General features: G+C 69.0%; 28 protein-coding genes. 15 read left to right on the forward strand and 13 right to left on the reverse strand.

From position 1 onward, the window contains the following. The first annotated feature begins 36 nt into the window (after positions 1–36). The 8 genes from ffh (at position 37) to leuB (ending at position 7333) form a co-directional block, all read left to right on the forward strand. Positions 37–1413: a signal recognition particle protein gene (gene ffh, locus MTBUT4_RS17060; RefSeq protein WP_173980902.1), complete on the forward strand. Its 1377-nt coding sequence runs from the start codon at positions 37–39 to the stop codon at positions 1411–1413. A gap of 122 nt (positions 1414–1535) precedes the next feature. Next, positions 1536–1925 (forward strand): 30S ribosomal protein S16, encoded by a 390-nt coding sequence (gene rpsP, locus MTBUT4_RS17065; RefSeq protein ID WP_173980903.1) that lies wholly within the window; start codon positions 1536–1538, stop codon positions 1923–1925. A 6-nt stretch (positions 1926–1931) separates the two neighbouring features. Beyond that, positions 1932–2468, forward strand: a complete 537-nt coding sequence (gene rimM, locus MTBUT4_RS17070) for a ribosome maturation factor RimM (RefSeq protein ID WP_173980904.1) — start codon at positions 1932–1934, stop codon at positions 2466–2468. Continuing rightward, positions 2452–3177 (forward strand): tRNA (guanosine(37)-N1)-methyltransferase TrmD, encoded by a 726-nt coding sequence (gene trmD, locus MTBUT4_RS17075; RefSeq protein WP_256367268.1) that lies wholly within the window; start codon positions 2452–2454, stop codon positions 3175–3177. Before rimM ends, trmD begins: the two co-directional genes overlap by 17 nt. Before the next feature lie 15 nt (positions 3178–3192). Continuing rightward, a complete protein-coding gene (gene rplS / locus MTBUT4_RS17080; protein WP_173980905.1) occupies positions 3193–3651 on the forward strand; it encodes a 50S ribosomal protein L19 in 459 nt (152 codons plus the stop codon). Between the two features lie 203 nt (positions 3652–3854). Further along, positions 3855–5261, forward strand: coding sequence for a 3-isopropylmalate dehydratase large subunit (gene leuC, locus MTBUT4_RS17085; protein ID WP_173980906.1), 1407 nt, complete (start codon positions 3855–3857; stop codon positions 5259–5261). Between the two features lie 254 nt (positions 5262–5515). Next, positions 5516–6121 carry a 3-isopropylmalate dehydratase small subunit gene (gene leuD, locus MTBUT4_RS17090; RefSeq protein ID WP_173980907.1) on the forward strand — a complete coding sequence of 202 codons (606 nt, stop codon included), beginning with the start codon at positions 5516–5518 and terminating at the stop codon, positions 6119–6121. Between the two features lie 105 nt (positions 6122–6226). Then, a complete protein-coding gene (leuB, locus tag MTBUT4_RS17095) occupies positions 6227–7333 on the forward strand; it encodes a 3-isopropylmalate dehydrogenase (RefSeq protein WP_173980908.1) in 1107 nt (368 codons plus the stop codon). 193 nt (positions 7334–7526) lie between these two features. Here the strand turns inward: leuB and MTBUT4_RS17100 are convergent, their stop codons facing one another. Next, on the reverse strand, positions 7527–7919 hold the full coding sequence (locus MTBUT4_RS17100) for a bacteriohemerythrin (RefSeq protein WP_173980909.1): 393 nt from the start codon (positions 7917–7919) through the stop codon (positions 7527–7529). A gap of 254 nt (positions 7920–8173) precedes the next feature. On the opposite strand from MTBUT4_RS17100, the gene MTBUT4_RS17105 reads away from it, so the two are divergent. The 4 genes from MTBUT4_RS17105 to MTBUT4_RS17120 all read left to right on the forward strand — a co-directional run bounded on the left by MTBUT4_RS17105 (position 8174) and on the right by MTBUT4_RS17120 (position 11520). Beyond that, entirely contained in the window at positions 8174–8350 is a 177-nt protein-coding gene (locus MTBUT4_RS17105; RefSeq protein ID WP_173980910.1) for a hypothetical protein, read from the forward strand. 149 nt (positions 8351–8499) lie between these two features. Continuing rightward, a complete protein-coding gene (locus tag MTBUT4_RS17110) occupies positions 8500–8778 on the forward strand; it encodes a hypothetical protein (RefSeq protein WP_173980911.1) in 279 nt (92 codons plus the stop codon). 71 nt (positions 8779–8849) lie between these two features. Continuing rightward, on the forward strand, positions 8850–10211 hold the full coding sequence (locus MTBUT4_RS17115) for a pitrilysin family protein (RefSeq protein ID WP_173980912.1): 1362 nt from the start codon (positions 8850–8852) through the stop codon (positions 10209–10211). 1 nt (position 10212) lies between these two features. Beyond that, positions 10213–11520, forward strand: coding sequence for a pitrilysin family protein (locus MTBUT4_RS17120; RefSeq protein ID WP_173980913.1), 1308 nt, complete (start codon positions 10213–10215; stop codon positions 11518–11520). A gap of 93 nt (positions 11521–11613) precedes the next feature. On the opposite strand, the gene trxA is transcribed toward MTBUT4_RS17120, so the two are convergent. Next, a complete protein-coding gene (trxA, locus tag MTBUT4_RS17125) occupies positions 11614–11928 on the reverse strand; it encodes a thioredoxin TrxA (protein ID WP_173980914.1) in 315 nt (104 codons plus the stop codon). A 243-nt stretch (positions 11929–12171) separates the two neighbouring features. Between trxA and MTBUT4_RS17130 the strand changes: the two genes are divergently transcribed. Beyond that, positions 12172–12777, forward strand: coding sequence for a cyclic nucleotide-binding domain-containing protein (locus MTBUT4_RS17130; RefSeq protein WP_254434905.1), 606 nt, complete (start codon positions 12172–12174; stop codon positions 12775–12777). Positions 12778–12780: 3 nt separating this feature from the next. Here the strand turns inward: MTBUT4_RS17130 and MTBUT4_RS17135 are convergent, their stop codons facing one another. The 8 genes from MTBUT4_RS17135 to xseA all read right to left on the reverse strand — a co-directional run bounded on the left by MTBUT4_RS17135 (position 12781) and on the right by xseA (position 22113). After that, on the reverse strand, positions 12781–13125 hold the full coding sequence (locus MTBUT4_RS17135; protein ID WP_173980916.1) for a cytochrome c: 345 nt from the start codon (positions 13123–13125) through the stop codon (positions 12781–12783). Positions 13126–13247: 122 nt separating this feature from the next. Then, positions 13248–13784 (reverse strand): NADH-quinone oxidoreductase subunit B family protein, encoded by a 537-nt coding sequence (locus tag MTBUT4_RS17140; RefSeq protein WP_173980917.1) that lies wholly within the window; start codon positions 13782–13784, stop codon positions 13248–13250. A 121-nt stretch (positions 13785–13905) separates the two neighbouring features. Next, a complete protein-coding gene (locus MTBUT4_RS17145) occupies positions 13906–15423 on the reverse strand; it encodes a nickel-dependent hydrogenase large subunit (RefSeq protein ID WP_173980954.1) in 1518 nt (505 codons plus the stop codon). A 10-nt stretch (positions 15424–15433) separates the two neighbouring features. Further along, the gene (locus MTBUT4_RS17150) at positions 15434–16915 is read right to left on the reverse strand and encodes a hydrogenase 4 subunit F (protein WP_173980918.1); all 1482 of its coding nucleotides are present in this window, start codon (positions 16913–16915) and stop codon (positions 15434–15436) included. Continuing rightward, the gene (locus MTBUT4_RS17155) at positions 16912–17577 is read right to left on the reverse strand and encodes a hydrogenase-4 component E (protein WP_173980919.1); all 666 of its coding nucleotides are present in this window, start codon (positions 17575–17577) and stop codon (positions 16912–16914) included. The genes MTBUT4_RS17150 and MTBUT4_RS17155 overlap by 4 nt, the downstream gene beginning before the upstream one ends. After that, a complete protein-coding gene (locus tag MTBUT4_RS17160; protein WP_173980920.1) occupies positions 17577–18524 on the reverse strand; it encodes a respiratory chain complex I subunit 1 family protein in 948 nt (315 codons plus the stop codon). The genes MTBUT4_RS17155 and MTBUT4_RS17160 overlap by 1 nt, the downstream gene beginning before the upstream one ends. Then, positions 18521–20524: a hydrogenase 4 subunit B gene (gene hyfB / locus MTBUT4_RS17165; protein ID WP_173980921.1), complete on the reverse strand. Its 2004-nt coding sequence runs from the start codon at positions 20522–20524 to the stop codon at positions 18521–18523. The genes MTBUT4_RS17160 and hyfB overlap by 4 nt, the downstream gene beginning before the upstream one ends. Before the next feature lie 107 nt (positions 20525–20631). Further along, on the reverse strand, positions 20632–22113 hold the full coding sequence (xseA, locus tag MTBUT4_RS17170) for an exodeoxyribonuclease VII large subunit (protein WP_173980922.1): 1482 nt from the start codon (positions 22111–22113) through the stop codon (positions 20632–20634). 164 nt (positions 22114–22277) lie between these two features. On the opposite strand from xseA, the gene purD reads away from it, so the two are divergent. Further along, positions 22278–23558: a phosphoribosylamine--glycine ligase gene (purD, locus tag MTBUT4_RS17175; protein WP_173980923.1), complete on the forward strand. Its 1281-nt coding sequence runs from the start codon at positions 22278–22280 to the stop codon at positions 23556–23558. Between the two features lie 72 nt (positions 23559–23630). Next, on the forward strand, positions 23631–24080 hold the full coding sequence (locus tag MTBUT4_RS17180) for a DsrE family protein (protein WP_173980924.1): 450 nt from the start codon (positions 23631–23633) through the stop codon (positions 24078–24080). A gap of 251 nt (positions 24081–24331) precedes the next feature. Here MTBUT4_RS17180 and MTBUT4_RS17185 read toward each other — a convergent pair whose 3' ends face one another. The 3 genes from MTBUT4_RS17185 to MTBUT4_RS17195 form a co-directional block, all read right to left on the reverse strand. After that, positions 24332–24691 (reverse strand): carboxymuconolactone decarboxylase family protein, encoded by a 360-nt coding sequence (locus MTBUT4_RS17185; RefSeq protein ID WP_173980925.1) that lies wholly within the window; start codon positions 24689–24691, stop codon positions 24332–24334. Between the two features lie 43 nt (positions 24692–24734). Beyond that, positions 24735–25124 carry a septal ring lytic transglycosylase RlpA family protein gene (locus MTBUT4_RS17190; protein WP_173980926.1) on the reverse strand — a complete coding sequence of 130 codons (390 nt, stop codon included), beginning with the start codon at positions 25122–25124 and terminating at the stop codon, positions 24735–24737. Positions 25125–25258: 134 nt separating this feature from the next. Continuing rightward, the gene (locus MTBUT4_RS17195) at positions 25259–25687 is read right to left on the reverse strand and encodes a nucleoside deaminase (RefSeq protein WP_217424201.1); all 429 of its coding nucleotides are present in this window, start codon (positions 25685–25687) and stop codon (positions 25259–25261) included. Between the last annotated feature and the right edge of the window lie 12 nt (positions 25688–25699).

The raw sequence follows: 25699 nt of genomic DNA on the forward strand, positions 1-25699 counted from the left end.
GTTTTGCGCGTTCGCATTCGGAGTACCCACGGTCCCATGTTCGATACGCTCTCGCAGCGCCTGTCCAAGGTCTTCGACAAGCTCACCGGCCGCGGTGCGCTGTCCGAGGCCGACGTCACGGAAGCCCTGCGCGAGGTGCGGGTGGCGCTGCTGGAAGCCGACGTGGCGCTGCCGGTGGTCAAGGACTTCGTCGCCCGCGTCAAGGACCGCGCCATCGGATCCGAGGTGGTGAAGTCGGTCACCCCCGGCCAGATGGTGGTCAAGATCGTCCATGACGAGCTGGTCGCCACCCTGGGCACCGAGGGGGTCGAGCTCAACCTCAACGCCGTTCCGCCGGCGGTCATCCTGATGGTCGGCCTGCAGGGCTCGGGCAAGACCACCACCTCGGGCAAGCTGGCGGTGCGCCTGAAGGCGCAGAAGAAGAAGGTGCTGCTGGCCTCGCTGGACGTCTACCGCCCCGCGGCGCAGCAGCAATTGGAGATCCTGGCGCGCCAGGCCGATGTCGGTTCGCTGCCCGTGGTCATGGGCGAGATGCCGGTGGCCATCACCCGGCGCGCCCTGGAGATGGGCCGCCGCGAGGGCTACGACGTGGTGGTGCTGGACACCGCCGGCCGGCTGCACATCGACCAGGAACTGATGGCCGAGGTCGCCGCCGTGCGCGACGTCGCCAAGCCGGTGGAAACCCTGCTGGTGACCGACGCCATGACCGGCCAGGACGCCGTCACCCTGGCCCGCGAGTTCAACGAGAAGGTCGGCGTCACCGGCATCGTGCTGACCCGCGTCGATGGCGACGCCCGCGGCGGTGCCGCGCTGTCCATGCGCCACGTCACCGGCCGGCCCATCAAGTTCCTCGGCCAGGGCGAGAAGCTGGACGCGCTGGAGGTCTTCCACCCCGACCGCATCGCCGGGCGCATCCTGGGGATGGGCGACGTGGTGTCGCTGGTCGAGAAGGCCATCGAGACCGTCGATCACGACGAGGCCGAGAAGCTCGCCAAGCGCATCCAGAAGGGCAAGTTCGACCTGGAAGACATGCTGACCCAGTTCAAGCAGGTCGAGAAGATGGGCGACCTCAAGGGCATCCTCGGCATGCTGCCGGGCATCGGCAAGATGGCCGCCCAGTTGAAGGACGCCAAGATCGACGACAAGGCGCTGGGGCGGCAGAAGGCGATCATCCAGTCCATGACCCCGGCCGAGCGCCGCAACGCCGACCTCATCAAGGCGTCGCGCAAGCGCCGCATCGCCGCCGGCGCCGGCGTCTCGGTCCAGGACGTCAACAAGCTGATCAAGCAGTACCAGCAGATGGCCGACATGATGAAGAAGGTCGGCAAGATGGGACAAAAGGGTTTCGCCCGCCACGGTCTCGCGGGGCTGCTGCCCCCGGGCGGCGGCGGGTTCGGAAAGTTCGGCCGCTGACCCCCATCCCGTCATGCCCGGGCTCGACCCGGGCATCCATGGATCGCCGGGTCAAGCCCGGCGATGACGGAAATGGGAAAGGTGGCCAAGGGTATTTGGTTCTAGATAGAGGAAGATGAATAATGGCTGTGAAGATTCGCCTCGCCCGCGGCGGCGCCAAGAAGGCTCCGTTCTACCGTATCGTCGTCGCCGACGCCCGTTCGCCGCGTGACGGCCGCTTCATCGAGAAGCTGGGCATCTACAACCCGCTGCTGCCCACCGACCACGCCGAGCGCATCACGCTCAATGCCGAGCGCATCAAGCACTGGCTGTCCATGGGCGCCCAGCCGACCGACCGCCTGGTCCGCGTGTTCTCGGCCCAGGGCCTGATGGCCGCCCCGACCCGTCCCGAGCAGACCAAGAAGCCGCAGCCCAAGGCCAAGGCCCAGCAGCGCGCCAAGGAAGTGGCCGAGCGCGCCGCCGCCGCCGCCGCTGCCGCCGCCGCCGAGGGTGGCGAGGCCGCGGCCGAGTAGTCGGCCATGGACTCCCGTGTCTGCGTCGGAATCATCGTCGGCGCGCAGGGGGTGCGGGGCCAGGTCCGCGTCAAGAGCTTCACCGCCGATCCGGCCGACGTGGCCGCCTATGGCCCGGTGGAGAGCGAGGACGGGACCCGGAGCTTCCGGCTCGACGCGGTGGGGGAAGCCAAGGGCCTGGTGATCGCCAGGCTGGACGGCATCCGGGACCGCGACGGCGCCGAGGCGCTGAAGGGGACCAGGCTGTTCGTGCCGCGCGAACGCCTGCCGGCGACGGAGGAGGACGAGTTCCTCTACTCCGACCTGGCGGGCCTGAGGGCGGAGGCCACGGATGGCGGGGCCCTGGGCACGGTGCGGGGGGTGTTCGATTTCGGTGCCGGCGACGTGCTGGACATCGGGCTCGACGCAGGCGGCAGCCTGATGGTCCCCTTCACCCGGGCGGCGGTGCCGGTGGTGGACCTGGCCGGCGGACGGCTGGTGGTGGTTCCTCCGCCATTCGCGGAGGACGAGAAGGACGGGGAAGACGGTGGAAAGCAGGGCTAGCCCATGGCGCGCCACGGTGCTGACCATCTTCCCCGAGATGTTTCCCGGGCCGCTGAGCCAGTCGCTGGCCGGGCGGGCGCTGGAGCGGGGGATCTGGGCGCTGGATGTGGTCAACATCCGCGACCATGCCCTCGACCGGCACCGGTCGGTGGATGACGAGCCCTTCGGCGGCGGGGCCGGGATGGTGATGCGGCCCGACGTGGTCGATGCCGCCATCCGGGCCGGTCGCGGACCCGACGGACCGGATGTGGGGCCGTTGATTTACATGACCCCGCGCGGGCGGCTGCTGGATCAGCCCCTGGTGCGGGAGTTGGCGCAGGGACCCGGGGCGACCGTGCTGTGCGGCCGCTTCGAGGGGGTGGACCAGCGGGTGCTGGACGCCCACGGCGCCGTCGAGGTCAGCCTCGGCGACTTCGTCCTGTCGGGAGGCGAGCTCCCGGCGCTGGTGATGCTGGATGCCGTGGTTCGGCTCCTGCCCGGGGTGGTGGGCAAGGAGGAATCGCTGGCCGAGGAGAGTTTCGAACGGGGGCTGCTGGAGCACCCCCTCTATACCCGCCCCGCCGACTGGCAGGGCAGAAAGGTGCCGGAGGTTCTGCTGTCCGGCCACCACGAGAGGATCCGCGACTGGCGCAAGAGCCAGTCCGAGGACGCAACGAGGGCACGCCGACCGGACCTGTGGCGCCGGTATGCCTCTGCCGAAGGCAAGTAAGAAGGAACGAGGATCATGAACATCATTCAGCAGCTCGAGCAGGAGCAGATCGCCAAGCTCACCGAGGGCAAGTCGATCCCCCAATTCGCCCCCGGCGACACCCTGAAGGTCAACGTCAAGGTGGTCGAAGGCAACCGCGAGCGCGTCCAGGCCTATGAGGGCGTCTGCATCGCCCGCAAGAACGACGGCCTGAACAGCCACTTCGTGGTGCGCAAGATCAGCTACGGCGAGGGCGTCGAGCGTATCTTCCCGCTCTATTCCCCCAACATCGCCTCCATCGAGGTGGTGCGCCGCGGCGACGTGCGCCGGGCCAAGCTGTACTACCTGCGCGACCGCCGCGGCAAGTCGGCCCGCATCGCCGAGCAGACCACCGGCTATTCGGCCAAGGTGACCGCCGCCGAGCGCGAATCCGCCGCCGCCGAGAAGGCCGCCAAGGCCGCCCAGCCGGCGCCGGCCGCCGCCGCCGAGGAGTAATCTCCAGCAGCAGCCTTTCCCTTCGTCATTCCCGCGAAGGCGGGAATCCAGGGTCGCGGAATGGCTGTGGGTGCACTCCCTGGGTCCCCGCCTGCGCGGGGACGACGATCGACAATGAACCTTGCAGCCTGGGAAGCTCCCGGGCTGCATCGGCCTGTGGCGGTTCTATATTGCCGTCCGGTCATGTTTCGCGAGGGAGCAAGATGTCCAAGCCGCGCACGCTGTTCGACAAGATCTGGGACGCCCACCTGGTCGATGTCCAGGACGACGGCACCTGCCTGATCTACATCGACCGCCACCTGGTCCACGAGGTCACCAGCCCGCAGGCGTTCGAAGGCCTGCGCATGGCCGGCCGCAAGGTCCGCCACCCCGAGGCGACGCTGGCGGTGGCCGACCACAACGTGCCGACCACCGACCGCTCGAAGGGCATCGAGAACGAGGAAAGCCGGGTCCAGGTGGAGACCCTGGAGCAGAACGCCCGCGATTTCGGCGTCGAGTACTACGCCATGGACGATGTCCGCCAGGGCGTGGTCCACATCGTCGGCCCCGAGCAGGGCTTCACCCTGCCCGGCACCACCATCGTCTGCGGCGATTCCCACACCGCCACCCACGGCGCCTTCGGGGCGCTGGCCTTCGGCATCGGCACCTCGGAGGTCGAGCACGTGCTGGCCACCCAGACCCTGGTGCAGAAGCCGGCCAGGAACATGCGCATCACCGTCAAGGGCAAGGCCCCGGCCGGGGTCACCGCCAAGGACATCGTGCTGGCCATCATCGGCAAGATCGGCACCGCCGGCGGCACCGGCTACGTGGTGGAATTCGCCGGCGAGGCCATCACCGCGCTGTCCATGGAAGGCCGCATGACGGTCTGCAACATGACCATCGAGGCCGGAGCCCGCGCCGGCCTGGTCGCCCCCGACGCCACCACCTTCGAGTACATCAAGGGCAAGCCGCGCGCCCCCAAGGGCGCCGCCTGGGAAGCCGCCATGGCGTGGTGGAAGACGCTGTACACCGACGAAGGCGCCAAGTTCGACGCCGAGATCGAGCTGGACGCCGCGACCCTGGTGCCGCAGATCACCTGGGGCACCAGCCCCGAGGACGTCATCGCCATCACCGGCACCGTGCCCGACCCCGCCGACATCAAGGACGAGGCCAAGAAGAAGGCGGTCGCGCGCTCGCTCGACTACATGGGCCTGAAGCCCGGCATGAAGGCCACCGACATCGCCGTCGACGTGGTGTTCATCGGCTCGTGCACCAACGGCCGCATCGAGGACTTCCGCGCCGCCGCCGAGGTGTTCAAGGGCCGCAAGGTGGCCCCCGGCGTGCAGGCGCTGATCGTCCCCGGCTCCGGCCTGGTCAAGGAACAGGCGGAAGCCGAGGGCCTGGACCGGATCTTCATCGAAGCCGGCGCCGAATGGCGCGAGCCCGGCTGCTCCATGTGCCTGGCCATGAACGCCGACCAGCTGAAGCCCGGCCAGCGCTCGGCCAGCACCTCGAACCGCAACTTCGAGGGCCGCCAGGGCCGCGGCGGCCGCACCCACCTGGTCAGCCCGGCCATGGCCGCGGCGGCCGCGGTGACCGGCAAGCTGACCGACGTGCGGGAGTTGAAGTAGGAAAAGCCCCTCCGCCGGACACGGTGGAAAACGTTTACCGCTGTTTGAAAAGGGAATAGGAACCACAGAGACACGGAGGGCACAGAGAGGCCCTTGCTTCCGTTGTCGTCATCGCCGGGCTCGACCCGGCGATCCACGCCAAAACCGCGTGGATGCCCGGGTCGAGCCCGGGCATGACGAGCCTGGGAAATATCTCTGTGTCTCTGTGGTGATTCCTCTTTTTTCATTCCGGCGGACTGCAAACGGAGTGCGCAATGGACAAGTTCACCGTTCTCACCGGCGTCGCGGCGCCGTTGCCGATGATCAACGTCGACACCGACATGATCATCCCCAAGCAGTTCCTGAAGACCATCAAGCGCACCGGGCTGGGCAAGAACCTGTTCGACGAGATGCGCTACACCCCCGACGGCAAGGAAGTGGCCGAGTTCGTGCTGAACCAGCCGGCCTGGCGCCAGGCCAGCATCCTGGTGGCCGGCGCCAATTTCGGCTGCGGCTCGTCGCGCGAGCATGCGCCGTGGGCGATCCTGGATTTCGGCATCCGCTGCGTCATCGCGCCCAGCTTCGCCGACATCTTCTTCAACAACTGCTTCAAGAACGGCATCCTGCCGGTGGTCCTGCCGCAGGCGCAGGTGGAGGCGCTGATGGCGCAGGCGCAGAACGGCGCCAACGCCACCTTCACCATCGATCTGCCGAACCAGACCATCACCGCCCCCGATGGCAGCACGACGCCGTTCGAGGTGGATTCGTTCCGCAAGCACTGCCTGATCAACGGCCTGGACGATATCGGCCTGACGCTGATGAAGGACGCCAAGATCGCCACCTTCGAGGCCGCCCGCAAGCAATCCTCGCCCTGGCTGTAGTTTGATTCCACCACAAAGACACAAATCGCACGAAGGGGAAATATTCTTTGTGTCCTTTGTGTCTTCGTGGTGAATTGTCCGTCCTTTTCTAAGGAGCAATCTTCCATGTCCGCCAAGAAGCTTCTCATCCTGCCCGGCGACGGTATCGGCCAGGAAGTCATGGTCCAGGTCCGCCGCATCATCGACTGGATGGGCAAGAAGCGCGGCGTCGCCTTCGACGTCTCGGAAGGGCTGATCGGCGGCTCCGCCTATGACGTCCACGGCACCCCGCTGGCCGACGAGACCCTGGCCGACGCCATGGCCGCCGACGCCGTGCTGCTGGGCGCGGTGGGCGGCCCCAAGTGGGACGACCTGCCGTTCGAGAAGAAGCCCGAGCGCGGCCTGCTGAAGATCCGCAAGGAGATGGGCCTGTTCGCCAACCTGCGCCCGGCGGTGGTGTTCGACGCCCTGGTCGAGGCCTCGACCCTGAAGCCCGAGGTGGTCAAGGGCCTCGACATCATGATCGTGCGCGAGCTTACCGGCGGCCTTTACTTCGGCCAGCCGCGCGGCATCGAGACGCTGCCCGACGGCCAGCGCAAGGGCGTCAACACCCTGACCTACACCACCTCGGAGATCCAGCGCATCGGCCGCGCCGCCTTCGACCTGGCGCGCAAGCGCCGCAAGAAGCTGACCAGCGTCGACAAGGCCAACGTGCTGGAATGCACCGTGCTGTGGCGCGAGGAGATGATCAAGCTGCACAAGGAGGAATATTCCGACGTGGAGCTGGAGCATCTGTACGTCGACAACGCCGCCATGCAGCTGGTGCGCAATCCCCGCCAGTTCGACGTCATGGTCACCGAGAACATGTTCGGCGACATCCTGTCCGACTGCGCCGCCATGCTGACCGGAAGCCTGGGCATGCTGCCCTCGGCCAGCCTGGGCGCCGCCGATGCCACCGGGGCGCGCAAGGCCCTGTACGAGCCGGTGCACGGCTCGGCCCCCGACATCGCCGGCAAGGACATGGCCAACCCGCTGGCCTGCATCCTCAGCTTCTCCATGTGCCTGCGCTATTCCTTCGACATGACCGCCGAGGCGGACATGATCGACAACGCGGTCAAGACCGTGCTGGCCGGCGGCCTGCGCACCGGCGACATCATGGCGGCGGGCAAGGCCAAGGTCTCGACCACGGTGATGGGCGAGGCCATCGTCCGCGAACTGGACAAGATGGGCTGAGACGTCGGGTCGTTTCGTATGCGTAGCCTCACCCTGAGGAGCCCCCTTGGGGGGCGTCTCGAAGGGTGAGGTGGGCCATGGATGCCGGTGCGACGGGCCTCGTCCTTCGAGACGCCGCCTGCGGCGGCTCCTCAGGATGAGGCCCGAATGAAACGAGGCCTCGGCCAGGTCGGCCCCTATGGGAACGCCTCCGCTATTCCCGGTAGCCGTTGGCGCGGGCGAATTCGGCGGTGACGAAGTCCATGGTGTTGCGGTGGATCATCAGCCAGCCGGGCAGGTCCTCGGTGAAATAGCGATCCATGGGCTCGCCCGACCGCAGCCTGGCCAGCACCGCATCCAGTTCGGCCAGCACCCGCTGGTGCTCGCCCTGGTGGCAGCCGAAGGCGAAGAAGCCGGTGGCTTCCATCATCGCCTCCTCGCGGGCGAAGTGCTCGCGGCAATGGTCGATGAAGTGGGGCAGCAGGGCGATGCGCTCGGGCAGGCCGGCTTCCGCCAGGTGGTTGATCTGCGCGGCCGCCGCCTCATGGTCCCGGTCCATGAATCCGACGCCGACGTTCAGGCCGTCGTGCCACGTCAATACGCTCATGATCGCTTCGTCCGCTGTTCAGTGCCGCCCTGCCGCCTGTCCAGGCGGCGGCGCATTATGCTGCCAACCTATGCAAATTGGAATATCGGAATACACCTTTTGGCATGACCGCTAAGGGTTTGACCCGACTTATCTTTTATCCGAAAGTCGGACATGCGCACATGCCGATGGATAAGCATACCGAGGCCGTATTCCCGTGACGGCCTCGGCGGGGGCACCCTGGAACCAGTCAAAAACAGCCCCCGGAAGCGATCATGGACACCACCAGCCACTGGATGCGCCTCGCCCATCTGCTGCGCCGCGAACTCGAGGGCCAGCCCATCGACCGCCAGCAGGCGGCCTCGCTTGCCGAGATGCTGGCCCCGCTCCACCCCGACATGACCCATACGCTGTCGAGCGTGCGCCGCCGCATGCGGGCGCAATCGGCCTGACTTTTCCCTTTCCCTCGCCTGGCCCGGTTCCTGCAATGCCCTGACCATGGACCGCCGGGGACGGCTTCATCCCCATCCCCGGCATCCCATGTGTAAGAAAAGTTACATCATTGCGGGGTATCATCGTTTACAGCCGAGCGAGGTGCGCCATGCCCATTACAGCCTTCGTGGTCGCCTGCCTGGGCCCGCTGTGCAGCTACAGCGCCAGCCCTCAGCCCTTCGACACCGTCGCCCAGTGCGAGCGGGCCGCCCCGGTGATGGCCGGGATCGCCCGCAGCGGCATGACCGAGTTGTTGTGGGTCCCCACCGACACCAGCCGCCGCCTGGCCTTCCGCTGCATCGACGTCCGCACCGGCGAGGTGCTGATGTCCTTCGACAGCGCCGACCAGGTTGCCGCCGCCCGCCCCGCCACGCCTCTCCGGGACTGAAGTCGCGGCCTTGTGGTCTCTGCGCCCCGGGCCTATATCCCGATGGCGTTTCCGGGTTGATCGGAGGAGGCATGTTCATCCGCGTGTTCGCTGTCGCCCTGCTGGCGCTGGTCCCCGTCGTTTCCGGACCGGCCGCCGCCCAGGTGTTCAACCCCACCACCCATACCCTGGGCAACGGCCTGCAGGTGGTGGTGGTCGAAAACCACCGGGCCCCCATCGTCAGCCACATGGTGTGGTACCGGGTCGGCGCCGCCGACGAGCCGCCGGGCAAGAGCGGCATCGCCCACCTGCTCGAGCATCTGATGTTCAAGGGCACGCCCGAGGTCCCGCCCGGCGCCTTCTCGAAGATCGTGGCCAGGAACGGCGGCCGCGACAACGCCTTCACCTCGTCCGACTACACCGCCTATTTCCAGAACATCGCCGCCGACCGCCTGGAGCTGGTGATGAAGATGGAGGCGGACCGCATGCGCAACCTGACGCTGGATGAGGCGAATGTCGTCACCGAGCGCGACGTGGTGCTCGAGGAGCGCCGCTCGCGCACCGACAACAGCCCCTCGGCGCTGCTGTCCGAGCGGGTCGAGGCAGCCCTCTACCTCAACCACCCCTACCGCCGCCCGGTGATCGGCTGGGCCTCGGAAGTCGCCGCCCTCAACCGCGAGGACGCGCTGGACTATTACCGGCGCTGGTACGCCCCCAACAACGCCATCCTGGTGGTGGCCGGCGACGTCCGCCCCGAGGAGGTCAAGGCGCTGGCCGAGAAGTATTACGGCCCGCTCAAGCCCGAGACCGTGCCGCCGCGCCTGCGCGCCGCCGAGCCGCCCCAGGTGGCCGCCCGCCGGGTGGTGCTGGAGGACGCCCGGGTGCAGCAGCCATCCTGGAACCGCACCTACATCGCCCCCAGCTACACCTCGCCCGACAAGGCCCAGGCCTATGCCCTTCAGGTGCTGGCCGAGATCATGGGCGGCGGCGCCACCAGCCGGCTGTACAAGGCGCTGGTGGTCGAGCAGGGCATCGCCGCCGGGGCCTCGGCCTGGTACGACCCCTCGGCGCTGGACATGGCCAGCTTCGGCATCGGCGCCACGCCGCGCCCCGGCGTGCCCATGGACCGGCTGGAGGCGGCGGTGCTGAAGGAACTGGCCCGCGCCACCGGCGCCGGCATCAGCGCCGCCGAGGTCGAACGGGCCAAGACCCGCCTGAAGGCCAACGTCGTCTATGCCCGCGACAGCCTGCACACCGCCGCCCGGGTGCTGGGCGAGGCGCTGACCACCGGCCAGAGCGTCGCCGACGTCGAGGCGTGGCCGCAGCGCATCGCCCAGGTCACCCCCGAGGCGGTCAACGCCGCCGCCCGCGCGGTGCTGGACGAGCGCGCCTCGGTCACCGGCGTACTGCTGCCCAAACCGATCGCCACGGCCGCCGCTCCGGTGGAGAACTGACATGCGCCGCATTCTCGTCCTGCTGGCCCTGCTGGCGGCCTGGCCGCTGTCCGCCGGCGCCGTCACCGTCGAACGGGTGGTCAGCCCCAAGGGCATCGAGGCCTGGCTGGTGCAGGACCACGCCAATCCCATCGTCGCCCTGTCGGTGGCCTTCCGCGGCGGCGCCGCGGTGGAGGCGCGGCCCGGGCTGGCCAACATGGTCTCGGGCCTGCTCGACGAGGGGGCGGGGCCTTACGATTCCCAGGCCTTCCAGGGCCGCCTGGAGGACCTCGCCATCGATCTCGGCTTCGAGGCCGGACGCGACGAGTTCCGCGGCCGCCTCAAGACCCTGAGCGAGAACCGCGACGCCGCCTTCGAGCTGTTCCGCCTGGCCCTGACCCAGGCCCGCTTCGACAAGGAGCCGGTCGAGCGCATCCGCAGCCAGATCCTGGCCGGGCTGGCGCGCGAGCTGCAAAGCCCCGAGGCGGTGGCGGCGCGGGCCTGGTTCCGCCAGGCCTTCGCCGGCCACCCCTATGCCAGCGCCGTGCGCGGCGAACCCGAGACGGTGAAGGCCGTCACCACCGCCGAGCTGAAGGCCTATGCCCGCACCTGGCTGGCCCGCGACGGCATGGTGATCGGCGTGGTCGGCGACATCACCCCCGAGCAGTTGAAGCCGCTGCTGGATTCCACTTTCGCCGCCCTGCCCGCCCGCCACCCCGGGATCACGGTGCCCGAGACCGCGCCCAAGGCGCCCGGCGCCACGATGGTGGTGACGAAGGACAACCCGCAGAGCGTGGCCATGTTCGGCGAGGCGGGGCCGAAGCGCGACGATCCCGACTGGTACGCCGCCTATGTGATGAACTACATCCTGGGCGGCGGCGGCTTCTCGTCGCGGCTGACCGAACAGGTGCGCGAGAAGCGGGGCCTGGCCTATTCCGTCTATTCCTACCTGTCGCCCTACGACCGCGCCGGACTGATCGTCGGCGGCGTCGCCACCCAGAACGCCCGCATCGCCGAATCCCTCGACCTCATCCGCGCCGAGTGGCGCCGCATGGGCGAGGAGGGGCCGAGCGAGACCGAACTGGCCGACGCCAAGACCTATCTCACCGGCTCGTTCCCGCTGCAGCTGGATTCCACCGCCGCCATCGCCGGCCTGCTGGTGGCCATGCAGCTGGACGATCTGGGCATCGACTACCTGGACAAGCGCAACGGCTACATCGAGGCGGTGACCCTCGCCGACGTGCGCCGGGTGGCCAAACGCCTGCTCGACCCGGCGCGGCTCAGCGTGGTGGTGGTGGGCAAGCCGGAAGGGCTGGCGGCGACGCGGTGAAGACATCTCCCCTCCCCTTCCATGGGGAGGGAGACGTAAAAAAACCCCGCCCCCTTGCGGAGGCGGGGTCTTTCATGCCGAAGCGGGTTCAGCCTACAGGCTGGCCTCGACCCATTCGTACAGCTTGCTCTTGGGCAGGGCGCCGATCTTGGTGGCGGCGACCTGGCCGTTCTTGAAGATCATCAGGGTCGGGATGCCGCGCACGCCGTACTTGCCGGGGGTGGCGGGGTTGTCGTCGATGTTGATCTTGGCGACGGTGACCTTGTCGCCCATCTCGCGGGCCAGATCCTCCAGCGCCGGAGCGATCTGGCGGCAGGGACCGCACCACTCGGCCCAGAAATCCACCAGCACCGGGCCCGCGGCCTTCAGCACGTCGGCCTCGAAGCTCGCATCCGTCACGTTCATCATCGCCAGCATCCTCGTTCGTGTCGTTCACCGGGCGGGCACCGCCCGCCGGCATCCATTAGCATTCACTCTATGAAGCCCCGCCCAGGGCGTCAAGATGGGGGCGTCAAGGCAGGGGCACGCCCGAAATGTCGGTGCCAGCCATATGGGGACGCCGGGGTCTTCCGCGTAGGCCCGTCGCGAATGGTTGCCAGCCCGCCCGCAAGGTGCCAAGAATGGCGCGTCGCCGCGTCCAGACGAGCCCCCATGACCAAGACCCCGCTTCTCGACCGCCGCAGTATCGAAGCCGGCAAGGTCATCTTCGAGCAAGGCGACAACGGCGATGCCGCCTATGTGGTGGAATCCGGCGAGGTGGCGGTGTTCAAGGAGATCGACGGCGAGAGGGTGCGCCTGGGCAGCATCAAGCCGGGCGGCATCTTCGGCGAGATGGCGGTGATCGACGGCAGCCCGCGCATGGCCACCGCGATAGCCGACACCCACACCGTGCTGGTGCGCGTGCCCAAGGCGGTGTTCGACGGCAAGCTGGCGGCCTGCGACCCCTTCATCCGCGGCCTGATCGCCATCTTCCTGGCCAACATCCGCGCCGCCCACAAGCTCTACAACAAGCGTCCGCGCTCGCTGGCCGACCACCTGCGCATGCTGGACGCCTATTCCATGGATCTCACCACCTACATCAACGGCGTCGATGTGGCCGATTTCTCGCCCGACATGGTGACGGCGCTGAACGACCTGAACGACGCCATCGCGCGGGTGCGCGTGGCCTCGCGCGACCACCACGACCGCCGCGATTCGGTGATCGATACCGACGACCTCAAGGGCGTCAACCTGCGCGCCGTGCTGGAGCGCGGGTAACCCTCACCGCCCGGTTTCGGCGCGCTGCTCCAGCGTCTCGATATAAGCGGCGACGTCCTCGATCTCGCGCGTGCTCAGGGAAAACCCGCGCATGGGCCGGGCATGGGGCTTGACCAGGAAGGCGCGGATCTCGGCGCTGTCGCGGCGCCCGGCGATGGCGGCGAAGCTGGGCGCGGAATCGGTGCCGGCCCCCGATGGCCCGACCACATGGCAGCCGGCGCACCAGCGGGCGGCCAGATCGGCCCCGGCCTCGGGCGACGGTGCCACCGCGCCGGCCGGGGCGGTGGCCAGCCACAGGATCACGGCAACGGTTCCCAGCCCACCCAGCACCAGCGGCATTGCGCGCATGTCCGACACCCCGTCACGGAACGCCGGCCCGTGCCGGCGGGGCGCAGGATGGCGCGCCGGACCTGGGGCGGACAAGGGCGCGGAGGGCGGGTCCGACGGATGTCACAGGGGGGGGGGTTATGCTACCGCGCCGAAACCGTCTCCAGCAGGGCGAGAAGGCCGGCCAGGATGTCCCTGGGCGGCGGCGGGCAGCCCTTGATGTGCAGGTCGACCGGGATGATGGCCGAGACCCCGCCGGCCACCGCGTAGGACCCGGCGAAGCAGCCGCCGTCGCGGGCGCAATCGCCCATGGCCACCACCCATTTCGGCGCCGGGGTGGCCTCATAGGTGCGCATCAGCGCCTCGGCCATGTTCCAGGTCACCGGGCCGGTCACCAGCAGCACGTCGGCGTGGCGCGGCGAGGCGGTGAACTTGATGCCGAAGCGTTCCAGGTCGTAGACCGGATTGTTGACGGCGTGGATCTCCAGCTCGCAGCCGTTGCAGCTGCCGGCATCGACCTCGCGGATGGCCAGGCTGCGGCCCAGCCGTCCCCGCGCCCGCTGCCCCAGCGCCTCGGCCAGCTCGAGCAGCCCGTCGGCATCCGGGTCGGGGGCGCCGCGCATGGTGTACGGGCCCTTCAGCAGGTGGCGGGCGAGGAACTTGGCGATGGGGGGAATCATCGAAAGCTCCTCGAATAAAGTAATTCACCACAAAGACACAAAGAGCACGAAGAATAAAAAGAAGAACTAATCTTCCTCATTCCTTCTTCGTGCCCTTTGTGTCTTTGCGGTGAACTAATCTTCACTGGTCATGCCCCGAATAGGAACAATTGAACGACTTGTTGCACAGCGGGAAGTCGGCGACGATGTTGCCGTCGATGGCGGCCTCCAGCAGCGGCCATTGGAACCAGCTGGGGTCGTGGGCGTGCAGGCGCACCACCTTGCCGGCCTCGGAGACCCGGACCCAGACGATCACCTCGCCGCGGAAGCTCTCCACCGCCGCCACCCCCTCGCCGGCGCCCCTGAGCATCAGCGGCGCCAGCACCGGACCGTCGGGCAGCTGGGCCAGGATCTGGTCGATCAGCTTGAACGAGGCGCGCACCTCGGCGACGCGGACCATGATGCGGGCGTGGACGTCGCCCTCGGCCATCACCGGCACCTCGAAATCCAGCTCGTCATAGGGCGGGTAGCCGGGCAGGCGGCGGGCGTCGTGGCCCCGCGACGAGGCGCGGCCGACGAAGCCGCCGGCGCCGAAGCGATGGACCAGGGCGCCGCCCACCACGCCGGTGCCGGTGGTGCGGTCGAGCAGCGACGGCGTGCTGTCGTAGAGCGCCACCGCCTGCTCGAAGCCCTTGCGCACGCCGTAGAGCATGTGGCCCAGCGCCTCGCGCCCGGCCTCGGACAGGTCGGCGGCGACGCCGCCCGGCACCACCCGGTCCATCAGCAGCCGGTGGCCGAAGCACAAATCGTTGCCGCGCAGCAGCTTCTCGCGCAGCGCCCCCATGTGCCCCAGCATGATGGCGAAGGCGGCGTCGTTGCAGATGGCGCCGATGTCGAAGACGTGGTTGGCGATGCGCTCGAACTCGGCCATCAGGGCGCGCAGCCACACCGCCCGCGGCGGCGGCTCGATGCCCAAAGCGGCCTCGACGGCGCGGGCGAAGGCCAGGGAATAGGCGACGGTGGAATCGCCCGACACCCGGGCGACGATGCGGGCGGCGTCGGCCACCGGGCGGCCGGCCACCAGCCCGGCGATGCCCTTGTGGACGTAGCCCAGGCGTTCCTCAAGGCGGACCACCGTCTCGCCCTGGCAGTGGAAGCGGAAATGGCCGGGCTCGATCACCCCGGCATGGACCGGCCCCACCGGAATCTGGTGCAGCCCGTCGCCCTCGGCGGTGAGGAAGCGGTAGGTGTAGGGCTCGCCGTCGTACTGGCGCGGCTTGCCCAGCGGATGGCGCACGCCCCAGCGGCCGTGGTCGAGCCACGGGCGCTGGTCCTCCAGCCCCTCGGGCACCAGGCCCCACAGGTCGCGGATGGCGCGCTCCAGCCGGATGGCCGAGGGTCGCACCCGCCCCAGCGCGAAGAACTTGCCGTCGGGACAGGGATGCGACACCACGGCGATGGCGCCCGAATCCTCGCCGCGCAGCAGGACGTGCACCTCGGCCGGCTCGCCCCATTCGGCCAGCACCTCCCAGTTGGACACCGTCATCTGCTCGACCAGCGCCCGCCAGCCGCGCGCGTCCAGCTGATAGCGCGGCCACGGCTTGTGGCCGGGCACCTCGCGCCCGCCCGACAGGAACTCCAGCAATGTGACGTTGCCCATCATCTCGGCGTCACCCCAGCATCCGCGCCACGGTCTCGAACCATTCCACCAGCGGCCGCGGCAGCCACAGCCCGGCCACCACCACCAGCGCCAGATGGACCCACAGCGGCACATAGGCCAGCGTCGTCGACAGCCAGCCGGCCCGGCCGTAGCCCCGGGTGGCGGCCGGGGTGCCGAAGGCCAGCCCCTGCAGCCGGGTGACCAGGGCGGCGAAGGCCAGCAGCAGACCGAGAATCAGCGGCACCGCCAGCAGCGGCTGGGTGGCGAAGGTGCTGCTGACCACCAGGAACTCGCTCATGAACACGCCCATGGGCGGCATGCCGGCGATGGCCAGCACCGCCACCACCAGGCCCCAGCCCAGCACCGGATGGCTGACGGTGAGGCCGCGGATCTCGGCGAGGCGCTTGGTGCCGGTGTTCTGGGTGATGACGCCGACGGCGAAGAAGATGGCCGACTTGGTCAGCGAGTGCATGGTCATGTGCAGCAGGCCGGCGAAATTGGCCAGCGGCCCGCCGATGCCGAAGGCGAAGGTGACGATGCCCATGTGCTCGATGGAGGAATAGGCGAACAGCCGCTTGATGTCGCCGCGCCGGTACAGCATGAAGGCGGCCAGGAACAGCGACGACAGCCCCATCATGATCATCTGCGGCCCCGCCGGCAAAGTCTGGCCGTTGGCCGAGATCAGCATCTTGAAGCGCAGCAGGGCGTAAAGGGCGACGTTCAGCAGCAGGCCCGACAGCACCGCCGAGATGGGGGTGGGGCCCTCGGCATGGGCGTCGGGCAGCCAGGCATGCAGCGGCGCCAGGCCGACCTTGGTGCCGTAGCCCACCAGCACGAAGACGAAGGCCAGGTTCAGCAGGTCGGGCTGGAACTCGGCGGCGCGCCCGATCATCAGCGTCCACGCCATGGCGTCGGCGCCGTCGCCCATCACCGGCTGCGCCGCCAGATAGACCAGGGTGGTGCCGAACAGCGCCAGGCCGATGCCCACCGAGCACAGGATGAAGTATTTCCACGCCGCCTCGATGGCCTCGCGCGAGCGGTACAGGCTGACCATCAGCACGGTGGTCAGCGTCGCCGCCTCGACCGCCACCCACATCACCCCGGTGTTGTTGGCGGTCAGCGCCAGCAGCATGGTGAACAGGAAGGCCTGGTACATGGAGTGGTAGAAGCGCAGATGCACCGGGCTCAGGCGCTCGGCCTCGGTCTCGCGGGCGATGTAGGCGGCCGAGAACAGCGCGGTGGTGAAGCCGACGAAGGCGGTCAGCACCACCAGGTAGATGTTGAAGTCGTCGATGAACAGCAACCGGCTGGGCGCCGGGCGCTGCTGGAACAGCATCAGCGAGGCGGCGAAGGTGGCGGCCGAGATGAAGACGTTGAGCACCGAGGCCAGCCGCCACGACGGCAGCACCGCCAGGAACCCGGCGGCGCCCAGCGGCAGCCCCAGGATCCAGAACAGCGGGTTGGCCGCCTGCAGCTGCTCCAGCGCGGTCATGATCGGTCCCCGCGATAGGTTTCCAGATAGTGCAGGTCCAGGGTGTCGAAGCGCTCGCGGATGCGGAAGAAGAAGATGCCGAACAGGGTCATGGCCACCAGCACCGAGAAGGCGATGGAGATCTCGACCACCAGCGGCATGCCCTTGGCCGACACCGCCGCCAGGATCAGCCCGTTCTCCAGCGCCATGAAGCCGACCACCTGGGTCACCGCGTTGCGCCGGGTGATCATCATCAGCATGCCCAGCAGCACCACGCTCATGGCCAGGGCCAGGCTCTCGCGGGTCAGCGCCGCCGCCTTGGCGGTGACCGGCAGCACCAGCAGGATCGACAGCGCCACCAGCGCCACCCCGACGATCATGGTCCAGCCGATGGACAGCGCGGTCTCCACCGTACGGTGGATCCCCAAGCGCTCGACCAGCCAGTGCAGGGCGAAGGGCACCAGCAGGGCCTTGAACACCAGCGCGATGGCGGCGGTGGCGTAGAGGTGCGGCGCGTGCTGCACGTGCGCCTGCCAGGCGGCGGCGGCGGCCAGGGCGAAGGCTTGGAAGGCGAAGGTGTTGAGAACGGCGAAGATGCGGCGCTGGTAGAGCATCCCGAACCCCGCCATCAGCACCGTGGCGCCGATCAGGTGGGCGAGGTCGTAGGAGAATTGCTGCAGCATCACACCGCCTCGGAGACGTAAAGGAAGATGGTCGCCAGCAGGCCCAGCAGCAGCGCGCCGCCCAGGAAATCGGCGTAGCGGAACACCCGCATCTTGGCGATGGCGGTCTCGAACCACGCCAGGGCGGTGGCCAGCACGAAGGACTTGGCGACGAAGGCGCCCATGCCGACCATGATCCCCACCGGCCCGCCGCCCGGCTGGGCCATGCCCCAGGGGGCGAACAGGCAGCCGATCAGGGCGATGAACAGGGTCAGGCGGACCATGGCCGCCACCTCGATCATCGCCAGGTGACGGCCGGAATATTCCAGCACCATGGCCTCGTGGACCATGGTCAGCTCCAGGTGGGTGGCCGGGTTGTCGATGGGGATGCGGCCGTTCTCGGCGATGGCCACCATCACCAGGGCGGCCATGGCCAGGCCCAGGCTGACCTCGATGCCGACGTTGCCCGACAGCACGAAGGCGACGATCTGGGCCGGCGCGGTGGTGCCCGAGACCAGCGACAGCGAGAACGACACCATCAGCATGGCCGGCTCGGCCAGGCTGGCGATCAGCATCTCGCGGCTGGCCCCCAGGCCGCCGAAGGCGGTGCCCACATCCATGCCGGCCAGCGCCGTCCAGAACCGCCCCACCGCCAGCAGCGCCACCAGGGCGATCAGGTCGGCGGCCGGGGCCAGGAACATGTTGGTGGTGAAGGTCGGCACCATGGCGGCGGCCAGCCACACCGAGGCAAAGGTGACATAGGGCGCGGTGCGGAAGATCCACGACGCCGAATGGGCGACGATGGCCTCCTTCTGCAGCAGGCGGTAGAGGTCGCGGTAGGGCTGCCACGGCGCCGGCCCGCGCCGGCCCTGCAGGCGTGCCTTGACCCAGCGGACATAGCCGGTCACCAGCGGCGCCGTCGCCACCACCAGCACGATCTGCACCAGCTGCCAGATCACCGAATTCATGGCTGCCTCGCGGCGACGACCAGCAGGAACAGCACCAGCGTGCCGAACATCATCAGCAGGTAGCCGCGCACCGTCAGGTATTGCAGCCGGTTGACCAGATCGGCGAGGGCGTCCACCGCCTTGCCGATGCCCTCGTACAGATAGGTCCACACCGGATCGATCATGTGGACGCGGTGGCGGGCCGGCGAATCGTCGCCGGGCTCGGGCATCTCCACCGTCTCGCGGGCGCGGAAGATGGTGGCGCCGAAGGCGCGCCGCAGCGGCTGGGCGAAGGACTGGGCGGTGTACTGGGTCTCGGGGATGTCCTCGGCATGGCCGCAATCCCAGGCGTCGGCGGCGCGGATGGCGCGGGTGCCGATGCGGTGGACCAGCACGATGGCGGCACCGAACATGGCCAGCCCGACCATCACCAGCACCGTCGCCGAATAGGAGCCGCGGGTCGAGGACACCGGCGACAGCCACGGCCAGCCGAGATCGGCCGAGACCGCGAAGGACACCCCGGTCAGCGGCTCGACCACGTGCGACAGCGCGTTGGTCACCGTCACCGGCACCACCCCCAGGAACACGCACAGCGCCGCCAGCACCGCCATGGCGCCCTTCATGCCGAAGCTGACATCGACCGCCCGGGCGGCGGCGGCCGAGCGCGGCCGGCCGAGGAAGGCGATGCCGTAGGCGCGCACGAAGCAGGTGGCGGCCAGCGCCGCGGCCAAGGCGAGGAAGGCGCCGACCACCGGCACCCCGAACTTCATGGCCCAGTGCGGCATGGCCGGCCCCTTGAACAGCGCCTGCAGCACCAGCCATTCGGACACGAAACCGTTGAGCGGCGGCAGCGCCGAAATGGCGGCGGCGCCCACCAGGAACGCCGCCCCGGTCCACGGCATGCGCTTCAGCAGACCGCCCAGCGCCCCCAGCGAGCGCTCGCCGGTGGCGCTCATCACGGCGCCGGCGCCCATGAACAGCAGGGTCTTGAAGATGGAATGGTTGAGCACGTGGTAGAGGGCGGCGACCAGCGCCAGGGCCGCCAGGTTGCGCTCGCCGTCGGCCTTGAAGGCGATGGCCAGACCCAGCCCGATGACCACGACGCCGATGTTCTCGACCGTCGAATAGGCCAGCAGCCGCTTCATGTCGTCCTGCATCACCGCGTACAGCACCCCCATCACCGCGGTGATGCCGCCCGCCACCATGATGCCGGCGCCCCACTGCCAGCCGACCTCGCCGTGCAGGTCGAACAGCACGCGCACCATGCCGTAGAGGGCGACCTTGGTCATCACCCCGCTCATCAGCGCCGAGACGTGGCTGGGCGCCGCCGGATGGGCCAGCGGCAGCCAGGCGTGCAGCGGCACCAGCCCGGCCTTGGAGCCGGTGCCCAGCACCACCAGCAGGATCACCAGCGCCCCCGGCACCTCGCCCAGTTCCTTCAGGCGCATGGCGGCGAAGGTGTAGTCGCCGCCCGGCCCGGCCAGCAGGCCGAAGCAGGGCAGCAGGCAGAAGGTGCCGAACGCCGCCATGGTGAGATAGACCATGCCGGCCTTGCGGTTCTCGGCCTTCTCGTGGTCGGACAGGACCAGCAGCCACGAGGCCAGCGACATGAACTCCCAGGCGACCAGGAACACGAAGGCGTCGTCGGCCACCAGCACCGCGTTCATGCCGAACAGGAACAGGGGATAGAAGGGGGTGACGCGGGCCCGCTCGGGCAGGTGCTCGGAATAGCCCACCGCGAAGGCCGAGGCCGCCGCCGCCGACAGGTTGACCACCAGCATGAAGAAGGCCGACAGGTTGTCGATGCGGAAATGGGCCTTCAGCCACGGCAGGCCGAAGGGCAGCACCACCGACGGCGCCGAATCCCGGTGGCCGAGATGCTCGATCCCGGCCGACAGCAGCGCCATCGAGGCGACGAAGCAGCCGGCATAGACGATGCCGTGGGACCAGTCCCGCCGTCCCGCCACCACCGCGAAGGCGAACAGCATCAGCAGGACCAGCAGCGCCGACGCGATCAGCATGCGGACCGCTTTGGCCGGTGACGAAGGATCAAGCCGCGCCTCGCCGAAAGGGTTAAGGGCGAATCATATCACGCAAGTGCGAAAGGGCAAGTAGGCCACCGGACGGGCTACAGCAGGCTCCCCTGGCGGCCGTCCTCCTTGCGTGGGCGTCCCGGCTTGGGATGGCCGGCGCCCACCGCCACCTCGACGCGGCCGTCCTTGAACTCCACCGCCCAGGCGGCGCCGGCCTGGGCGTCGGCGGCGGAAACCACGGCGCCGGCGGCGTCGCGCACCACCGCGTAGCCGCGTTCCAGTACCTTGCGGTACGAGACGCTGTCCAGCAGCTTGCCGGCCTGATCGAGGATGCGGGCGCGGTCGGCGAGATCGCGGGCCATGGCCGGGGCGAGGCGTCCCGAGGCCTGGTCGAGACGCAGGCGGGCCTTGTCGATGCGCCCGGTTTCCGCCGCCAGCGCCGTCTTCACCGCATGGTCCAGGCGGGTGGCGATCGCGGCGAGGCGGTGATTGGCGTCCGACAGCACCTCGCGCGGGTGCTTCAGCCGCGCCGCCGACGCCTCCAGCCGGGCGGCCTGGCGCTCCAGCAGCGCCGGCAGGGCGTTGTCCAGCCGCTCGCCGCGATCGTCCAGGCGCTGGGCGCACTCCTCGATGGTGCGGCGCGGATTGGGCAAAGCGCGGGCCAGGTGCTGCACCCGGGCGCGGCGATCCTCGATGCCGCGCAGCAGCGCCCCGGCCAAACGGGCGCCGCAATCGGCGACGGCGGCCATCAGCTCGGCCCGCACCGGCACCGCCTTCTCGGCCGCCGCCGTGGGGGTGGGGGCGCGCAGGTCGGAGGCGTAGTCGATCAGGGTGGTGTCGGTCTCGTGCCCGACCGCGCTGATCAGCGGAATGGCCGAGGCGGCGGCGGCGCGCACCACCACCTCCTCGTTGAAGGCCCACAGATCCTCGACCGAGCCGCCGCCCCTGGCGACGATCAGCAGATCGGGGCGCGGCACCGCGCCACCCGGCTCCAGCGCGTTGAACCCGGCGATGGCGGCGGCCACCTGGGCGGCGGCGCCCTCGCCCTGCACCGCCACCGGCCACAGCAGCACCCGGCGCGGGAAGCGGTCGGCCAGACGGTGCAGGATGTCGCGGATCACCGCCCCGGTGGGCGAGGTGACGACGCCGATCACCGCGGGCAGGAACGGGATCGGGCGCTTGCGGGCGGCGTCGAACAGCCCCTCGGCGGCCAGCTTGCGCTTCCTGTCCTCCAGCAGCTTCAGCAGCGCGCCCTGGCCGGCCAGCTCCATGCGCTCGACCACCATCTGGTATTTCGAGCGCCCGGGATAGGTGGTCAGCCGCCCGGTGGCCACCACCTCCATGCCGTCTTCCGGGCTCATGCCCAGCCGCTGCGCCTGCCCGCGCCAGCACACCGCGTCCAGCACCGCCTCGGCATCCTTCAGCGCGAAATACAGGTGCCCCGAGGAATGGCGCTTGAAGCCGGAAATCTCGCCGCGCACGCGGACGAACTGGAAGGTGTCCTCCACCGTGCGCTTGAGCGCGTTGGAGAGTTCGCCGACGGAGAATTCGGGGACGTTGGTGGCGGGCTGGGTCATGGCCCGATGATGGCGCGGCCGCCGCCCGATTGCAAACCCCGGCAGCCATGGTAAAACCCGCCCATTGCGGGCGCGGCCAAGCGCGCGGAGGCGCGCGCCCGACGAGGGCCTGGGACCCCGAATGGATCATTCGGGGTCCGTATCATACGGCAACGGAGGCGGTCATGAAGGTGCTGGTGGTGGGCGGCGGTGGCCGCGAGCATGCGCTGTGCTGGAAGCTGGCCCAGTCGCCCCTGCTGTCCAAGCTGTATTGCGCCCCCGGCAATGCCGGCATCGCCGATGTGGCCGAATGCGTCGCGGTGGCGGCCGAGGACGTGGCCGGCATGGTCGCCTTCGCCCGCGACACGGCGGTCGATCTGGTGGTGGTGGGACCCGAGGGGCCGCTCTGCCTGGGCCTGGCCGACCGGCTCAAGGCGGCCGGCATCAAGGTGTTCGGCCCCTCGGAGGCGGCGGCCCGGCTGGAGGGCTCGAAGGGCTTCATGAAGGACGTGGTCGCCAAGGCAGGCATCCCCACCGCCTGGTATCGCCGCTTCACCGACATGGACGCCGCCAAGGCCTTCGTGCGCGAGAAGGGCGCCCCCATCGTGGTCAAGACCGACGGCCTGGCCGCCGGCAAGGGCGTGGTGGTGGCCATGACCCTGGACGAGGCGTTGAAGGCCATCGACGACATGATGGGCGCCAAGGTGTTCGGCGCCGCCGGCGACGAACTGGTGATCGAGGAATTCCTGGACGGCGAGGAGGCCAGCTTCTTCGCCCTGTGCGACGGCAAGACCGCGCTGCCGCTGGTCGCCGCCCAGGACCACAAGCGGGTGGGCGACGGCGATACCGGCCCCAATACCGGCGGCATGGGCGCCTATTCCCCCGCCCCGGTGGTGACCCCTGACCGCGAGCGCGAGGTGTTCGAGCGCTGCATCCTGCCGGCGGTGCGCACCATGGCGGAGCAGGGCGCGCCCTTCACCGGCGTGCTGTTCGCCGGGCTGATGTTCACCAAGGACGGCCCGAAGCTGCTGGAGTTCAACGTCCGCTTCGGCGACCCCGAATGCCAGGTGCTGATGGCCCGCATGGACTCGGACCTGCTGCCGGTGCTGCTGGCCGCCGCCGAGGGCCGCCTGGCCGAGGTGTCGCTGGACTGGCGCGACGAGTGCGCCCTGGTGGTGGTGATGGCCGCCGCCGGCTATCCCGGCAGCTACAAGAAGAACACGGTGATCCGCGGCCTGGCGGCGGCCAACGCGGTCGAGGGGGTGACCGTGCTGCACGCCGGCACCGCGCGCAACGCGGCCGGCGAGGTGATCGCCACCGGCGGCCGCGTGCTGGGAATCACCGCCATCGGCCCCAGCGTCGAGGAGGCCCGGACCCGCGCCTACCGCGCCGTCGATGCCCTCGACTGGCCGGACGGCTTCTGCCGCCGCGACATCGCCTGGAGGGCGCTGGCACGACGATCGTAGGATTGGTCGCCGGCCCTCGCCGGTGTTAGAGTCCTTCCAAAAAAGAGACTGCTCTCACCGGGAGGACCACCCATGAAGATCGCTTCCGTCGCGGCACTCGCCGCCGCCGTCCTGCTTGGCGCCTGCGCCCAGGGCGGCAATTCCCATTACGGCACCCAGAAGGTCGTTTACCAGCTGAACCAGCCGGGCGGCGACAAGGACCAGGCCTACATGCAGGCGCTGACCTATGCCCAGAACCACGTCAACGCGGTGGGCAAGGAGAACATCGACCTCGAATTCGTGCTGTTCGCCGATGGCATCAACCTGCTGAAGAGCGCCAAGGACAACGTGAACCTGCAGGCCAAGGTGATCAACCTGAAGGAGCAGAAGGTCAAGTTCCTGGTCTGCAACAACACCCTGAAGGCGCGCAAGCTCGACCCCGACAAGGACCTGTTCGACGTGGACAAGGCCGACATCGTGCCGGCCGGCGTCGCCGAGGTGGCGCGGCTGGAAACCATGGGATACGCCTACATCCGGCCTTAGAGCCGGATGCTATCAGGTTGAATCGCGGGGCGATCCAACCTGATAGCTGAATCCGCCTCTAAATCAATAAATTAAAGTGCGATTCAGACATTAGGTCGGCGTACCCCGTGCGCCGACCTAATGTCATCGCGCTCTAAGGCCGAAGCGGATGCTTCGAGACGGCCGCCCTCGGCGGCCTCCTCAGCATGAGGGACCAGCCCCATCCTGAGGAGAGCGCGAAGCGCTCGTCTCGAAGGATGCTCCCCGGCCCCCTATTCCGCCGGCTTGGCCGCCATGTGCTGGTCGTAGGCCTCCAGCGCCAAAGCGGCGTACATCAGCGACGGGCCGCCGCCCATGTAGATGGCCATGCCGATCACCTCGAGGATCTCCTCCCGCGTCGCCTTGAGGTCGCGGGCCGAGCGGGTGTGGAAGGCGATGCAGCCGTCGCAGCGCACCGCGATGGAGATGCCCAGCGCCACCAGTTCCTTGGTCTTGGCGTCCAGCACCCCATCGGCCCCGGCCGCCTTGGCCATGGCCGAGAAACCCTTCATCACCTCGGGGATGCCGCCGCGCACCTGGCCCACCAGCGCCGACAATTCCTTGGCCAGATCCGGCCAGTCCTGGGTGCTCATCCGCCCGCTCCGTCTTTAATATCACGAGCGGCGAATATAGCCCTCAGCGCGGCTGCTGCGCCACATCCTGGACGGGGTGCAGGGTGACCATGCCCTGCTGGCGCAAGCCGATGGCGAAGGCGGCGCCGCGCGCCAGGTCGATGACCGGGCCGTCGAACGGGCCGCGGTCGTTGATGCGCACCACCACCGCCGCGCCGGTCTTGGGGTTGCGCACCTCGACCAGGGTGCCGAAGGGCAGCGTCTTGTGGGCGGCGGTGTAGCCGTCGGGGTCGAACACCTCGCCGCTGGCGGTGCGCCGGCCGCGATACTCGTCGCCGTACCAGGTGCCGAGCACCGGCCGGCCGTGAAGGTCGCCGGAACCGGCGGATTCCTGGGCGGAAGCGGCGGGAGCCGCCAAACTCAGGCAAATCGCCGCCAGATGAAATATCTTCATGCCGAACCACCGTCACAGCAATCAACTGCCGCGACTGTAGTCCGGATAATAGTAATGATGCAATATTTCTAATTGAATGCTGAATCTGTACATAGTTATCTAAAGTTTTATGCATTTACCTCTATAAATATATGTCACCGTCTCTCCCGGAAGAAGGCCTTCAGCAACTCGGCCGCTTCCGATTCCCGCACGCCGCCCACCACCTCGGGACGGTGATGGCAGGTGGGATGATCGAACACCCGGGCGCCGTGCTCGACGCCGCCGCCCTTGGGGTCGTAGGCGGCGAAGTGCAGCCGGCGGATGCGGGCCAGCGCGACCGCCGCCGCGCACATGGGGCAGGGTTCCAGGGTGACGTAGAGGTCGCAGCCCTCCAGCCGGGGCTGCCCCAATTGGGCGGCGGCCTGGCGCAGCGCCAGCACCTCGGCATGGGCGGTGGGGTCGGACAGCTCCTCGACCCGGTTGCCGGCGGCGGCCAGCACCGCGCCGTCCCGCACCACCACCGCGCCCACCGGCACCTCGCCGCGGGCGGCGGCGGCGCGGGCCTGGTCGAAGGCAAGGGACATGAAGTCGGTCAT

The organism is Magnetospirillum sp. UT-4, assembly GCF_902729435.1.
GTDB lineage: Bacteria > Pseudomonadota > Alphaproteobacteria > Rhodospirillales > Magnetospirillaceae > Magnetospirillum.